Genomic DNA, 14,884 nt, shown 5'->3' on the forward strand with positions numbered 1-14,884 from the left:
GCAAGCGCTCCCATAAGAGGTGCGTTATGAAATCGATCCTTCGGTTCGCCTTCCTCCTCTCTCTGCCGCTGCTTCTATCAACTCCCTCCAGAGCCGCCAACGTCGACGACAACCTTCCCAACGCCCAGGCCCTGCTCGCCCTCGAGCTGCGCGCTCAGCAAGCCAATCCACGCGACCAGTGCTTCCTCTACACCGAGCTGGTCCACGTCATGACCGAGATCGCGGGCAAACAGATGCTCGACGGCGACGTCGACCAGGCCACCGCCACCCTTAAGAAGGTCAACGCCTACGCGATGCTCATCCACGTGGACCTTGCAAGCAACTCCAAACGCGTCAAAAACGCCGAAGAGCTGATGCACCACACCTCGTACCGCCTCGGCGAATATCTCCGTAAAGCCTCCAACGAAGATCGCGACACCCTGCAAGCCACCCTCAAACAGCTCGACCAGGTTCACGACGAGCTTCTCGCTCAGGTCTTCAAAAAATAAAATCTAGTCACTAAGAAATCCAGACGCCAGGAACCGATGCTCCGTAGACTCTCCTTTGCTCTCCTCCTGCTCCCGTTCGCTCTCTCCCTGCACGCCCAGAGACCGGAAGCCGCTCTCTCCGACGGCGAAGTAGAGCAGCTCCGCGAAGCCGCCTACTATCCCAGCGACCGTGTCCTCCTCTTCATCAAGCTCCTCGACACCCGCAACAAATCCATCCAGGATCTCTTCGCCCACCCACGCAAACCCGGCCGCGAACAGGACACCCACGATCTCCTCGAGCAGTTCACCGCCATCGCCGACGAGCTCAACGACAACCTCGACGACTACAGTCCCCGCCACCGCGACATCCGCAAAGCTCTTCCCAAACTCCTCGAAGCCACCGAGCGCTGGTCTTCCAACCTCAAAACCCCGCCCGACGACGAAGCCTACAACGTCTCCCGCAGACTCGCCCTCGAAGCCGTCCACGACCTACACGATCAAGCCACGCAGATGATCGAAGAGCAAAAGGCATGGTTCCTCGCGCATCCTCCTCCTAAAGAAAACAAGAACGCCCCCATCGACCCGCCACGCTAAAGCCGACATCGCTCGTGTTCCTCTTCCGCATAATTCCGCGATACGAACCCCAAACGTCACGTCCGCACCAATCTCTTCCTCTTATAAAATTGTCCTAGTACGGAGCTCGTCTTCGCACAAACGCATTCCAGCAATTCGCAATTAAGGACAAGCCCTGACCCCACCGAAGCATCCCGGCCCCTCACCTCTGCGCCAGTTTCTGCAGCTCTTTTCCTCGTCCACAACTCCCTCCCTCTTCCCGCAATACGAGCTTCCCCCCTCCAGCGCGTCCCCACTCAAAGCCCGTCTCCCGAGAAAACCTCGCACCGCCAAGCCAAAGTCCACAGCCTCCACCTCCCTCGTCGCCGTCTTCGAAGAGCAATACCGCGAACTCCGCCCCCGTGCTCCCATCCCTCCACTCGACATCCGCTTTCGCCGCTTCACCTCCCTCAACACCACCATCCGCCTTCGCGAAGGCCGCCTGCACGTCCGCCTCTCAGATATCCTCGAGTCCGCACCCGACCACGTCCACCACGCCATCGCCCACATCCTCCTCGCCAAGCTCTACAAGAAGCCCATCGCCCCCTCCCATGCTGATCGCTATCGCCGCCACGTCTCCTCTGAAGCGATCTCCCGCCAGGCCGAGCACATCCGCCAGACCCGCGGCCGCAAGCGACTCTCCACCCCCACCGGCCACCACTACGACCTCAACGAAGTCTTCGAGTCTCTCAACACCCGCTTCTTCCACGGACTCCTCGGCCGCCCAACCCTCACATGGTCGGCTCACCACGCCCGCCGCATGCTGGGCCACTACGACGCCGCCCACAACACCATCGTCGTCAGCCGCGTCTTCGACCGCCCCGACACACCCCGCTGCGCCATCGAGTATCTTCTCTACCACGAGATGCTTCACCTCAAGCACCCCGTCCGCGTCAAAGCCGGTCGCCGCTGCGTCCACTCCCGCGAGTTCCAGGCCGAAGAACGCCTCTTCCCCGAGCTCGAAGCCGCAAAAGCCTACCTCAAGCGTCTCTAAACAAAACTCGATCTTCACGCAGCCGCACCGCACCAGCACAGCCAGGTCGAATCAGTCCGTACACGCCTGAGTCAACAATCGCGGCGGAAACGGACTATCCGGTTTTGCAACGATCTTCGTCGCAGTAATCACCTTCTTATCCAGAACCGCGACAACAAAATTCCAGCTCCCCTTGGACATATCGTTCAACCACACCGCTACCAGCGTGTCCGTCTCATGCAACACCGGCAAAGGCAGCGTCACGTCGCTTTGGCCGGAAACAAACGGAATGCCAAGCTGTTGCAACTGGCATAAATCGTCTTTCCCAACCACGACGTTCTCAAAGTAAGGCTGGCCGCCTCCAAACTCCTGCGGAATGACCGAATAGAAAGTATTCGTGAAGACACAGATGTACCCGATCGTCGCCACCACGAAGACCGCCACTGCCATCACCAGGGAGAATCGTCTCAAACTGATCTGCGGCGCAGGCCGCCCCGCCGTCTCACGGTCGAACAATCGTGCCGCTACATAGACCGACATAGCCGCAATCAGAACGGGAAGATAAACCGCCAACGTCACAAGCAGCGACGCAAGCAACCGCTTGGAGACGCTGCCTCCCGGATTCGTGATTCTCCATACCTGCCAAACCGTGCTCTGCCCCATGCTCGGATGCGTCTGGAAGCAGGAAAACACCGAAGCACCAAGAAGCAACATCAGAGAACCAATCAATAAGATCGCAATATGTCCGACCGAAGACAGCCTCCGCACCGTCTGCTCATGGCGCGTCGCCATCGACCACGCAACAAAAAACGCCGGAGACGCCAATAGCAGATACGTGAACAGCACCACGATCCCAGTCAGCAGCAGCTTCGGTTTGGCAAAGGAGAAATCCACGATTCCCAGGCTATGCAGATACGTATTAATCGCGATTGCACCCGTCGCATACGCGAACGCGGCCAGAATCGTGACGACCTTGGTCGCCTCGCCAAGATCGAAATGACTCCATATCTCCCCCACCGCCGGTATCTTCGCAGGCTCCGTCATCCGCTCCGTCACAAACAACTCATTCTGCAAGATTCTAACCCGGAAATTACCGCCCTATGCTAGACTTCGGCCCTCCCCACAATCCGGCCCCAGCATCTGCGTCAACCCACATCAACATGAGATCAACGGTGAATTCACCAGCAAGAAAGGCTGTCCATGGATCTTTCAAAACGCGCAACAGCTGAGTTCTTCGGTACCTTCTGGCTCGTCTTCGGCGGCTGCGGCAGCGCCGTCCTCGCAGCAGCTTTTCCCAACCTTGGAATCGGCTTCGTCGGCGTTGCGCTAGCCTTCGGCCTCACCGTCCTCACCATGGCCTTCGCTATCGGCCACGTCTCCGGCTGCCATCTCAACCCCGCAGTCTCCATCGGTCTTGTCACTGCCCGGCGCTTCCCCATCTCCGAGCTCCCCGCCTACATCGTCGCTCAGGTCGTCGGAGCCATCGCCGGCTCAGGCGTTCTCTACCTCATCGCCAGCGGCAAACCCGGCTTCACCCTCGCCGCCGGCTTCGCCTCCAACGGCTACGCCGACCACTCCCCCGGCGGCTATTCGCTCGTCGCCTGCTTCGTCGCAGAGGTCGTCCTAACAGCCTTCTTTCTGCTCGTCATCCTTGGTTCCACCGACGAGCGCGCCCCCAAAGGCTTCGCCCCCATCGCCATCGGCCTCTGTCTCACGCTGATCCATCTCATTAGCATTCCCGTCACCAACACCTCGGTCAACCCCGCCCGCAGCACTGGCCCCGCGATCTTCGTCGGAGGCTGGGCACTCAGTCAACTCTGGCTCTTCTGGCTCGCTCCAATCCTCGGAGCGATTCTAGGCGGCCTTATCTCCACAGCCTTCTTCGCCGCCCCGCAACCAACCATCCGCGAAGAGATGTCCCGCGACAAACCCTAGACAGATCTCGCCTGGTCCTCCCGTTGGTCGAAATCATTGATAACGACCAACGGGAGTACAAGCGAAGCGAAATACAAGTCACGAAGTGACCGCCCCGCGCGCAGTGGGCCCGTCCGGCAGGACACCCGTCCCTTACGAACTCACCTCAACCACCGGCGCAACCACCACAGCCCCCCGCCGCGTAGCCACCATCACGATCAACCCCACCACCACCGACCCCAGCGCCGCCACCTGCGCATTGCTCATACCCCAATAGAGCCGCGGATTGACCCGCACAAACTCCACCAGAAAACGCGCAACACCACTCAGCAAGAGATACAGTCCCGTCATCCAGCCAAGCGGTCTGGCCTTCCTGCCCAGCTGCCAAAGCAGCCACGCCAGCCCCATCGCAAACAGAAACTCATACACCGGCGTAGGCTGCACCAGCGCGTCCGGAGGAGTAGGCAGCACCAACGCATTCTTCGCCATGTGCACTCCCCACGGCAGCGTCGTGTTAATCCCGTAGTCGCCATCGCCGGACGTCAAACATCCGATCCGCCCCACGCCATACCCAATCGCCGCCGCAGGCGTCGCCAGATCCAGCATCCGCACTGCAGCCTTCCCCGAAGTCAACCCATCCGGCTTCGCCATCGTGCCCTGCCACATCAGCATTGCAATCCCGGCCAGCATCCCGCCAAACCACGCAAATCCCGCCTGAAACCAGTGCAAAAAGTCCATCGCCACAGCAAACGGCCGACTCCAGCCCGGAGCTACAATCTGCCGAAACGCCGCATATAAATCCGCCGGATTCTGCAGCTCATGCCACGCCTTCGCGCCCAGCACACCCGCGATCACCACAAACGCGACAACATTCAGCGCATCGGCATCCACGCCATTCCGAACAAAATTCTTGTGCAGCACCACCGTCGCCGCCACCGCCGCAAGCCAAAGCAACAGCCCAAACGTACCTAGGTGAATCGGGCCAATATCGATATAGGGAAACATAATCCTCGCTCCCCTAAAGTATAGCGGCCTTTGCCTCAGCCCCCTATTCGCGTTAGCCTATCCCTTATGTCCTCAAGCACGCCCGTCTTTCCCCCCGCCGCAGAGATGGAGATTCTCTTCTCCAAACAACAGATCGCCGACCGCACCCGCGAAATTGGAGCTCAGATCTCCGCCGACTACAAAGGCCAATCCATCGTCCTCATCGGCGTCCTCAAAGGCGCAGCCATCTTCCTCGCCGACCTCGCGCGCGCCATTCAGGTCGACAACACCTTCGACTTTGTCGCCGTCTCCAGCTACGGTCGCGCCCGCGTCTCCTCTGGCGCCGTCAAGCTCATCAAAGATATCGACAACCCCATCGAAGGCAAGCACGTCATCATCGTCGAAGACATCCTCGACACCGGCCTCACCCTCAGCTATCTCCGCGGCCTCATGCTCCAGCACAAACCCGCATCGCTCAAGATCGCCAGCTGCCTCGACAAACCAGAGCGCCGTCTCGTCCCCATCGAAGCCGACTACGTAGCCTTCAAGATTCCCAACAAATTCGTCATCGGCTACGGCATGGACTACGCAGAGCGCTACCGCGGCGTCGAAGACATCCGCATCTTCCCCTCCGAAGTCGCCGGCCACTAACCAGCGCGCAACAATCAAAATAGACATTCCACTTCCGCACCTCACAGCGTCGGTGCCTTCTGCGCAGACGTTGAACGCCGCAGAAGGCACGACCGAGTACAGACTTCAGCTCTTCAGGAACGCCAGCAAGTCGGCATTGATCGTCTCCGCGTGCGTAGTGGGCATACCGTGCGGAAAGTCCTTGTAGGTTTTCATCGTCCCATTCTTCAGCAGCTTCGCAGACTTCGGCCCGGCCGCAACATACGGAACGATCTGGTCGTCCTCGCTATGCATCACCAGCACGGGAATGGTGATCTTCTTGAGGTCTTCTGTGAAATCTGTCTGAGAAAAGGCCACGATGCCGTCATAGTGCGCCTTCGCTCCTCCAATCATGCCCTGACGCCACCAGTTCGCGATCACAGCCTCCGAGGACTTCACGCCCGGCCGATTGAATCCATAAAAAGGTCCAGTAGGCAGGGCGCGATAGAACTCCGAACGATTGGCCGAAAGCTGTGCCTGCAGGTCATCGAAGACTGACTTAGGAAGTCCCTCAGGATTCGCGGCACTCTTCACCATTAATGGCGGCACCGCGCTGATCAATGCAGCTTTATATACTCCCTTTTCGCCATGCCGTGCCAGATAACGCGTCACCTCGCCGCCACCAGTCGAGTGGCCAACATGGATGGCGTCCTTCAGGCCGAGATGAGCGGTCACAGCGGCCAAGTCGTCCGCATAATGATCCATATCGTGGCCGTCGCCAACCTGCGTGGAGCGGCCATGTCCCCGCCGGTCATGGGCAATCACCCGATATCCATGCTGGAGAAAGAACAACATCTGCGCGTCCCAGTCGTCCGCCGAAAGCGGCCAGCCGTGGCTGAACACAATAGGCTGGCCGGTTCCCCAGTCCTTGTAAAAAATCTCAACGCCGTCCTTGGTTTTGACGATGGGCATAATGCACTCCTTTTGAAATGGGTAGGAAAGATCCAGCAAATTAGAACACACTCGCGTGCATGGAATGTGACTCAGCGAAGTTAATAACGGTCGCATTTTTCATGCATTAGCCGACGAAGTTTTACGGCAAGGGGCTGGGACGACGCAAAGTTAATTCAAACGTCAGCAACATTTGTCGAATATCTTTCAGCGTAAGCGAATCACAAGCGACAGGGGGATGGCCATGTCTTCAATCGTAAAGAACATCGTTCTTGTTCACGGCGCGTTCGCGGATGGCTCCAGCTGGTCGAAAGTCATTCCTCTGCTACAGGAACTGGGCTACAACGCGGTCGCTGTGCAGAATCCGATGACTTCGCTGGCGGACGAAGTGGCCTTCACGAAGAGAGTCGTGGCTCTTCAGGATGGTCCAGTAATTCTCGTAGGCCACTCCTGGGGAGGCGCCGTGATCACCCAGGCCGGTGACGACCCCAAGATCGCCGCTCTTGTATATGTAACTGCGTATGCACCTGAAGCGGGTCAATCAGCAAACGACGCCAGCAGCCCATTTGGATGGACCGAAGGACAGAAGCAGATTCGACTGGACGCAGAAAAATTCGCAACCCTCACTTCCGAGGGCATGCTGAACTATGTCGCGGAAGGACTCCCCATCAACGAGCGGGAGCTTGCGCTCGCAGTGCAGGGCCAGAGCTATGGCCCCATGTTCGACGAAAAGCTAACGGTCGCCGCCTGGAAGAACAAGCCCACATGGGCTGTCATCTCAACGAAGGATCAAATGCTCCCGCCGGCCATGCAAGAATTGGCAGCAAAGAAAATGGGCGCGAAAACCACGATTCTCTCAACATGCCACATGTCCATCCTCGAAGAGCCTGCAAAGATCGTGGCAGTGATTGACGAAGCGGCAAAGAACGCGTTCAACAATCGATAAGCCATCGCATCTTATCCAGTAGGCACGACAAGTCATCGCCCGAAGCGTTATCCGTAAGTTTGCTCTCAGCTAACAAGATGAGTCGCAAGCGAGTCCGAGCCATCTGGCTTCAACCCAAACTCCTCCGCCAACAGCTCATAGCTCCTCAACCGCTTCGCCTGATCCCACACAATCGTATTCACGATCAACTCCCCAATCCCCAACTCCTCCGCCATCGCCTCCAACTCTCCACGCACCTTAGCCGGAGTCCCCACAAAGTACCGCGGCCACTCGCCCTCTTCCATCGGCATATCACCCAGCAGTCTCAATTCCCTCACCGCATCCTCTGGCGAAGCCACGGGCCGACGATCCCCCTGCCGAATTCTGCGTTGCAACAACCGCACGCTCGAAGAAAGAAACTCCGCCTCCTCCCGCGTCTCCGCACAGATTACCCCCACCGCAACCGTAGCCTCCGCCTCACTCCGATAGGTACTCACCGAAAAACTCCGCCGATAAGTCTCAATCGCCGCCCGCGTATGCACCGGGCTAAAAAAATGCGCAAACGAATAGGGCAACCCAAATTCCACCGCAGCCGCCGAGCTCCACATACTCGACCCCAGCATCCAAACAACCGGCCCACCCGGCATCTCCGGCGAAACCCGAATCCCCGCAAACGGATGCCCCTCCGGAAAGTGATGCCCAAGAAACGCCAACAACTCACTCACCTGCTCAGGAAAATCATCCAGCATCCTCGTCTTCCGATCCCGCTTCAACGCGAGCGCCTCAATCGGCCCACCGCCAGGCGCACGCCCAATCCCGAGATCCACCCTATCCGGATAAAGCGCATGCAGCATCCGAAAACACTCCGCCACCTTCAGCGATGTGTAGTGCGGCAGCATGATCCCACCCGACCCAATCCGTATCCGCTTGGTCTCCGCACCAATCCGCGCCAGCATCACCTCAGGAGCCGTGCACGCCAACGTATCCATCGCATGGTGCTCCGACATCCAGAACCGCCGAAACCCCAGCCCATCCACCAGCCGCGCCAGTTCAATCGAATTCTCTAAAGCCTGCCCCGGAGAACTCCCCGCCGGAACCGGACTCTGATCTAGCACCGAAAGTCGAAGCCCTTTTTCTACCCTGTCTATACTCACCCCTGTTTGATGTTGAACCGCTCAAATCGAATCAGACTCCCATCGCAATATTCGCCTTTCCTTCGCTACAATAAAGCATCGAATCATTTAGTTCCTAGGCCTGCATGAACATCCAGCAAAAAGTCGAGATTCTCGCCGACGCCGCAAAGTACGACGCCTCCTGCGCCTCCTCTGGAGCCAAGCGCAGCGGCAACGGCAAGGGCGTCGGTCACTCCGACGGCATGGGCATCTGCCACAGCTACACGCCCGACGGTCGCTGCGTCTCCCTCCTCAAAATCCTCCTCACCAACTTCTGCACCTACGACTGCGTCTTCTGCGTCAACCGCATCTCCTCCGACATCCAGCGCGCCCGCTTCACTCCCGACGAAGTCGTCAAACTCACGCTCGACTTCTACAAGCGCAACTACATCGAGGGCCTCTTCCTCTCCTCCGGCATCATCCAATCGCCCGACTACACCATGGAGCAACTCCTCCACGTAGCTAAGACCCTTCGCACCATGCATCACTTCGGCGGCTACATTCACCTCAAAGCAATCCCCGGAGCCAGCGAACGCCTCATCGAACAGGCAGGCCTCTTCGCCGATCGTCTCAGCGCCAACATAGAGCTCCCCACCCAGCAAGACCTCGTCCAACTCGCTCCCGAAAAGAAAACCACCATCATCGAATCCACGATGAACAACATCGCCCTCCGCAAAGAAGAGGCCGACGAAGACCGCCGCAAACTTCCCTCCGCTCCAAAGTTCGCCGCAGCAGGCCAATCCACGCAGATGGTCGTAGGTGCGACGCCAACCACCGATCGAGAAATCCTCAAAACAGCAACCCACCTCTACGGCCAATACAAACTACGCCGCATCTACTACACCGGCTTTAGCCCCTACCCCGCCGCCGATGCTCGCCTTCCGCTAAAGCCCGCACCCCTCATCCGCGAGCACCGCCTCTATCAATCCGACTGGCTCATGCGCTTCTACGGCTTCACCGCAGCCGAGCTCACCTCCGAAGAAGATCCCTCGCTCTCCCTCACCGAAGATCCAAAGACCACCTGGGCGAAATCTCATCCCGAGTTCTTCCCCGTCGACGTCAATGCCGCGCCACGCGAATCCCTCCTCCGTGTCCCCGGCATCGGCTATCGAAATGTTGAACGCATTCTCAGCATCCGCAAATACCATCGCCTTCTCCTAGACGATCTGAAAAAACTTCACGTCCGCGTCAAGAACGTCCTACCTTACCTAATCACCATCGATCACATCCCTCGCCAGCAACCCGTCGTCAATCAGGCGCAACCTATCACACAGCTCGATCTGTTCGCGCCCCTCAGCGCATTCAGCGGCTCTCTCTAATGAAGCGACTCCCCCTCGAACCCGACTTCAACGCGTGGCGCGAAGCCGCACGCGAAGCCCTCCATCTCGGCTTCCTACCGGAAGAACTAGACTTTCAGGACTCCACCATCCCCTCCACTCTCGACCTCACCCTCGAATCCTCCGACGCTCCCACCGGCCCTCCGATTACGACCCCTCACACATCCAAAGCTTTTCTAGAATCCGCAGAGTACGCCGCCGTTCATCGCGATCCACAACGTTGGAATCTTCTCTACCGCATCCTCTATCGCTTGCAAACCAATCGCAACGTTCTCAGAATCTCAGTCGACCCAGACATCGCCGAACTCGAGCGTCTCGAGTCCCAGGTCCGCCGCGACTTGCACAAGATGCACGCCTTCCTGCGTTTCCGCATGGTCCTCGAACCCGACGACCCAAACCCGCGCCCCATCGTCGTAGATGAGTCCTTCCGCACCGAACCCGGCCCCCATCATCTGGTCCTCGCCACACCCACTCCGTTCGGCCTCAACCACACCGAACTCCCCCATTGCGAACCTGATCCCCACGCCACTCCAACGCCCTCCCAGCCCGACACCTGCGAACACTTCATCGCTTGGTACCAGCCCGACCACCGCATTCTTCCACTCGCCGCGCCCTTCTTCGTCGAACGCTTCGGCGTCATGCGATGGACCATCCTCACCCCCGACGCCTCCGTCTCCTGGGATCCCACCGGCAAACAACTCACCTTCGCCCCCGGCCTGCCCCGCGAGTCCGCCCCCGCCGAAGACGAGCTCGAAGGTCTCTGGCGCTCCTACTACGCCAGCATCTACAACCCCGCGCGCCTCAACCCCGAGATGATGCGCAGCGAAATGCCCGTCCGCTATTGGAAGAACCTCCCCGAAATCTCGCTTCTGCCCAACCTCATCACAAAATCTCAAAGTCGAGTCGCCGACATGGTCACACGTCAGCAGCAACAACCCTCCGCGCAGCCCTTCGTCCCCGAAGACCACTCGCTTCCAAAACTTCGCGCAGCCCTCCCCGCATGCAAAGGATGCGACCTCTTCCAACACGCCACCCAGGTCGTTCCCGGCGCAGGAGCGGCCCACGCAAAACTCATCCTTGTCGGCGAACAGCCCGGCGATCAGGAAGATCTCCAAGGCAAACCTTTCGTGGGCCCCGCCGGCAAAATCCTCGACCGCGTCATGGACGAACTCAACATCGAGCGCTCCAAAGTTTACGTCACCAACGCCGTCAAACACTTCAAATTCGTCCAGCGCGGCAAACTTCGTCTCCACCAGAACCCTCGCATGTCCGAGATCAGCGCCTGCCGCCCATGGCTCCTCGCCGAGATCGACTCCATTCACCCTCACGTCATCCTCTGTCTCGGGGCCTCAGCCTCCAAGTCCTTGCTGGGTGGAACCTTCTCCCTCATGCGCGACCACGGAAAGATCCTCAACACCCCCTACGCCAATCAAGTCATCGCCACCATCCACCCCAGCGCCATCCTCCGCGCCCGCGACAAAGAGTCCGGCGAACAGCTCTATCAATTCCTCCGTGACGACATGGCCCTCGCCTGGCACACCGCTCAAAAGCCAGCCCTGACCCCGGTATGATAGAAAGTAACCCGGCGCGAACACCTCCCCTCGCCGAAGGAGCGCTTTTTTGAATACGCTGTCCATCACCGATCCACTCCCGCACGGCTCAGAGCACTTCGACGCCGAAGCCTTCGCCGCACACACTCTTTCTTCCCCTCAAAATCTCGCTGCCGTCCTCGACCACACCCTCCTTAAACCCGAGGCCACCCGCAACCAGGTCCTCCAGCTCTGCCACGAAGCTGCAGAACACCGCTTCGCCTGCGCCATGGTCAACCCCACCTGGGTTTCGCTCGCAGCCGCCGCCCTTCAGGGCACAGGTATCCCCGTCGGCGTCGTCATCGGCTTTCCCCTTGGCGCCACTCTCTCCGTCTCCAAACACGAAGAGACCGCACACATGCTTCGCCACGGCGCACACGACATCGACATGGTCCTCAACGTTGGCCTCCTCAAGTCCGGTCAAACCGCCGACTACGAAGCCATCCGTCAGGAAATTCATGGTGTCGTCGAGCTCGCCCACGCAGCCGGAGCCATCGTAAAAGTCATCCTCGAAACTTGCCTCCTCAACTTCGAAGAAAAACTCCGCGCCTCCGAACTGGCCCTCTCCGCCGGAGCCGACTTCCTCAAGACCAGCACCGGTTTCTCCACCGGTGGCGCGACCGCCGATGACATCGGCCTCCTTCGCGGCGTAGCCGGGACTCGGGCCGGCGTCAAAGCCTCTGGCGGCATCCGCTCACTCGCCGACGCCACCACCATGCTCCGTGCCGGAGCCTCCCGCATCGGAGCCAGCGCCAGCGTCAAAATCGTCAACGAACTAGCCGGCCACACTATCGAACCAACCACCTCCGCCCCCGGCTACTGACTCGGTTGCATTTCGCGGCGACAATCGGGGGGACGCTCTAAAATCCTGTCAACTCCCCCGATGGTCTATCCTGCTTATTCTAAGCAGGATAGACCTTGCGTATTAGTTCCAGATGCACAGCTATAATGGAAATAGTATCGATTCTGAACCATCGGTTTAGTGAGGCGGCTTCGCTTGTCAGCCAGAATGAGCGCCATAACCCTTTTCTATGGAGGAATTTAGCTGTAAGCCTCTTAGAATGACGTATTTGCGAAGATATTGAGTCCGTAAGCTCAACAAACAAATAGACTTAGACGCAGGTAACCCCGGGGGTACCCCCCGGTTGAACAAAAGGGTACATCGCGCAAGCGGACCGGTATCATCGGGAGCACCTCAACGAACGAAGATAATGTGTTTCGGAGCCCACTCGGTCACACCAAGGAGCCCACTCGGTCACACCAAAAGGAGTTCCGGCCAGACACTCCCCAAACCCCACCTCACCCGGTAAGATCAACCCAAAGAAGAATGTCTTCCCCGATCAAACCGAGCGCGACTCCACCCAGCGGCCCCGAAGCGCCCGAGCCCGAGCCCGAGCATCCCTACGAGGGAGACTACCGCCCCCCTTCCCCGCAACTCTTCCACCCCCACGCCGCCGACCCAAAGATTCGCGTCGAGCCCCTCCAGGTTGCGTTCCTCCACAAACTCGCCGACGCCCTCAACACCACTCTCGACCTCAACACCCTCATGCACCGGGTCGCCGACCTCGTCCGCGCCGTCATCGACTACAAAATCTTCGCCATCCTGCTCATCAATGAGCGCTCTCAAGATCTCCGCATGCGCTTCCAGATCGGACATTCCAGCGAGATCGAGCGCATGCGCATCAAGCTAGGCCGCGGAGTCTCAGGTCAAGCCGCGCTCCACCGCAAATCTCTCCTCGTCGAAGACGTCACTACGCAGGAGAACTACATCGATGCGAACCCCAACGTCCGCTCCGAGCTCGCCGTCCCGCTCGTAGTCAAGAACAAGGTCATCGGCGTCCTCGATCTCCAGTCAGAAACCATCGGCTACTTCACGATGGAGCACCAACGTCTCCTTGAGCTGGTCGCCTCGCGCATGGCCATCGCCATCGAGAACGCTCGCCTCTACACACGAGTCTCGCGCCAGGCGCAAACCCTCGCTGTCCTCAACGACATCTCCCGCGAGATCACCAGCATCCTCGATCCCGACGATCTTCTTGAGCGCATCGGACAGCTCCTCAAGCGCGTCATCGACTTCCACATGTTCACCATCCTCCTGTGGAACGATCGCACCCAGCTCTTCGAGCACCGGTTCTCCTCCCGCTTCGGCGAGCGCGTCACCCGCGAACGCACCATCGCTCTCGGCGAAGGCCTCATCGGCACCGCTGCCCAGCTCCGCGAACCCGTCCTCGCATCCGACGTCCGCAAGGATCCACGTTACGTCGAAGCCAACCCAGAGGTACGCTCCGAACTCGCCATCCCCCTCGTCTATAAGGGCGAAATCATCGGCGTCCTTGACCTCGAGCACACTCGCGTCAACTACTACAACGAAGACCATCAGCGCACTCTTTCCACTCTAGCCTCGCAAGTAGCCATCAGCATTGCCAACGCGCGTCTCTACCAGCGCATCCACGAGGAGGAGCAGCGCATGGAGCGCGACCTCGACATGGCTCGCCAGGTTCAGCTTCGCCTCATGCCGTCTCGCCCACCCAAGCTCGAACACGCTGAGATCGCCTCCGAGTTCGTGGCCGCCCGCTCCATCGGAGGCGACGTCTTCGACTATCTCGACTACGGTGCCGGGCGCATCGCCATCGCCGTAGGAGACGTCAGCGGCAAGGCCGCCCCTGCTGCACTTTACGCCGCGCTTGTCAGCGGCATACTGCGTTCCCTCGCCCCCCAACACCTTTCACCCGCGGCGATGCTTACCGCCCTCAACGACCAGCTCCAGGAGCGTAAGCTTGACTCCCAGTACGTCACTATGCTCATGGCAGTCTGGGACGACAGCAACCAAACCCTTCAGATCGCCAACGCCGGCTCCGTCCAGCCTCTCTTCGTGGCGGCCAATTCAGACATCACAAAACCTCCAAGCGTCCGCACCATCAAGGCTGAAGGCTTCCCCCTGGGTCTCTTCCCCAACGCCGAGTATGAGGAGTTTACCCTCTCCACCCGCCCCGGCGACCTCATCGTCTTCTTCTCCGACGGCATCGTAGACGCTGTCAACGCCACCAATGAGATGTTCGGCGACGAACGCCTCACTCAACTCCTCGAATCGCAGCACCACCCCACTGCGCAGTTCACAGTGAACGCCATACTCCAGGCCGTCAACGATTTTCAGTCCGGAACGGCCCACTTCGACGACGAGACCATCGTAGTCCTGCGCGCCACCGAGTAAAACAACTAACGAATCATCAGAAGATCGACATGCCAATAGCAACATTCGGACGTATGGTGCGTCCATCAGGTCGATGGTCTGGTGTTGATGTCCTAATTTGTGTGACGCTGTAAGCAGCTGAGCAAGGTAATGGAAAGGGT

The 14,884-nt window shown here is 59.1% G+C and carries 15 protein-coding genes; 9 read left to right on the top strand and 6 right to left on the bottom strand.

Annotated elements, in window-relative coordinates; translation table 11 throughout:
• The first annotated feature begins 26 nt into the window (after positions 1-26).
• Both HDF14_RS21930 and HDF14_RS21935 read left to right on the top strand, forming a co-directional pair.
• Positions 27-488 carry a hypothetical protein gene (locus tag HDF14_RS21930; RefSeq protein WP_183980886.1) on the top strand — a complete coding sequence of 154 codons (462 nt, stop codon included), beginning with the start codon at positions 27-29 and terminating at the stop codon, positions 486-488.
• Between the two features lie 36 nt (positions 489-524).
• The gene (locus tag HDF14_RS21935) at positions 525-1,061 is read left to right on the top strand and encodes a hypothetical protein (protein WP_183980887.1); all 537 of its coding nucleotides are present in this window, start codon (positions 525-527) and stop codon (positions 1,059-1,061) included.
• 181 nt (positions 1,062-1,242) lie between these two features.
• On the opposite strand, the gene HDF14_RS27285 is transcribed toward HDF14_RS21935, so the two are convergent.
• From HDF14_RS27285 to HDF14_RS21950, 3 genes are read right to left on the bottom strand one after another with little or no spacing between them, the layout of a single operon-like run.
• The gene (locus HDF14_RS27285; RefSeq protein WP_183980888.1) at positions 1,243-1,527 is read right to left on the bottom strand and encodes a hypothetical protein; all 285 of its coding nucleotides are present in this window, start codon (positions 1,525-1,527) and stop codon (positions 1,243-1,245) included.
• Positions 1,528-1,536: 9 nt separating this feature from the next.
• Positions 1,537-2,091 carry a hypothetical protein gene (locus tag HDF14_RS27290; protein WP_183980889.1) on the bottom strand — a complete coding sequence of 185 codons (555 nt, stop codon included), beginning with the start codon at positions 2,089-2,091 and terminating at the stop codon, positions 1,537-1,539.
• A gap of 33 nt (positions 2,092-2,124) precedes the next feature.
• Entirely contained in the window at positions 2,125-3,126 is a 1,002-nt protein-coding gene (locus HDF14_RS21950; protein ID WP_183980890.1) for a hypothetical protein, read from the bottom strand.
• Between the two features lie 126 nt (positions 3,127-3,252).
• Here HDF14_RS21950 and aqpZ point away from each other — a divergent pair, with 126 nt between their 5' ends.
• Positions 3,253-3,987, top strand: a complete 735-nt coding sequence (aqpZ, locus tag HDF14_RS21955) for an aquaporin Z (RefSeq protein ID WP_183980891.1) — start codon at positions 3,253-3,255, stop codon at positions 3,985-3,987.
• Positions 3,988-4,119: 132 nt separating this feature from the next.
• Here aqpZ and HDF14_RS21960 read toward each other — a convergent pair whose 3' ends face one another.
• Entirely contained in the window at positions 4,120-4,971 is an 852-nt protein-coding gene (locus tag HDF14_RS21960; RefSeq protein ID WP_183980892.1) for a prolipoprotein diacylglyceryl transferase, read from the bottom strand.
• 66 nt (positions 4,972-5,037) lie between these two features.
• Between HDF14_RS21960 and hpt the strand changes: the two genes are divergently transcribed.
• The gene (hpt, locus tag HDF14_RS21965; protein ID WP_183980893.1) at positions 5,038-5,601 is read left to right on the top strand and encodes a hypoxanthine phosphoribosyltransferase; all 564 of its coding nucleotides are present in this window, start codon (positions 5,038-5,040) and stop codon (positions 5,599-5,601) included.
• Between the two features lie 105 nt (positions 5,602-5,706).
• Here the strand turns inward: hpt and HDF14_RS21970 are convergent, their stop codons facing one another.
• Positions 5,707-6,531: an alpha/beta fold hydrolase gene (locus tag HDF14_RS21970; protein ID WP_183980894.1), complete on the bottom strand. Its 825-nt coding sequence runs from the start codon at positions 6,529-6,531 to the stop codon at positions 5,707-5,709.
• A 223-nt stretch (positions 6,532-6,754) separates the two neighbouring features.
• Here HDF14_RS21970 and HDF14_RS21975 point away from each other — a divergent pair, with 223 nt between their 5' ends.
• Positions 6,755-7,456 (top strand): alpha/beta hydrolase, encoded by a 702-nt coding sequence (locus tag HDF14_RS21975; protein WP_183980895.1) that lies wholly within the window; start codon positions 6,755-6,757, stop codon positions 7,454-7,456.
• Positions 7,457-7,521: 65 nt separating this feature from the next.
• Here the strand turns inward: HDF14_RS21975 and HDF14_RS21980 are convergent, their stop codons facing one another.
• On the bottom strand, positions 7,522-8,550 hold the full coding sequence (locus HDF14_RS21980; protein WP_313899660.1) for an LLM class flavin-dependent oxidoreductase: 1,029 nt from the start codon (positions 8,548-8,550) through the stop codon (positions 7,522-7,524).
• A 143-nt stretch (positions 8,551-8,693) separates the two neighbouring features.
• On the opposite strand from HDF14_RS21980, the gene HDF14_RS21985 reads away from it, so the two are divergent.
• From HDF14_RS21985 to HDF14_RS22000, 4 genes are all read left to right on the top strand, one after another.
• Complete coding sequence (locus HDF14_RS21985; protein WP_183980897.1) at positions 8,694-9,926, top strand: putative DNA modification/repair radical SAM protein; 1,233 nt, start codon at positions 8,694-8,696, stop codon at positions 9,924-9,926.
• The gene (locus tag HDF14_RS21990) at positions 9,926-11,515 is read left to right on the top strand and encodes a UdgX family uracil-DNA binding protein (protein ID WP_183980898.1); all 1,590 of its coding nucleotides are present in this window, start codon (positions 9,926-9,928) and stop codon (positions 11,513-11,515) included. Before HDF14_RS21985 ends, HDF14_RS21990 begins: the two co-directional genes overlap by 1 nt.
• A gap of 49 nt (positions 11,516-11,564) precedes the next feature.
• Positions 11,565-12,356 carry a deoxyribose-phosphate aldolase gene (gene deoC, locus HDF14_RS21995; protein WP_183980899.1) on the top strand — a complete coding sequence of 264 codons (792 nt, stop codon included), beginning with the start codon at positions 11,565-11,567 and terminating at the stop codon, positions 12,354-12,356.
• 504 nt (positions 12,357-12,860) lie between these two features.
• Positions 12,861-14,744, top strand: coding sequence for a SpoIIE family protein phosphatase (locus tag HDF14_RS22000; protein WP_183980900.1), 1,884 nt, complete (start codon positions 12,861-12,863; stop codon positions 14,742-14,744).
• Positions 14,745-14,884 lie beyond the last annotated feature (140 nt).

Origin of the sequence: Tunturiibacter gelidiferens, assembly GCF_014201335.1 — a bacterium.
Lineage (GTDB): Bacteria > Acidobacteriota > Terriglobia > Terriglobales > Acidobacteriaceae > Edaphobacter > Edaphobacter lichenicola_E.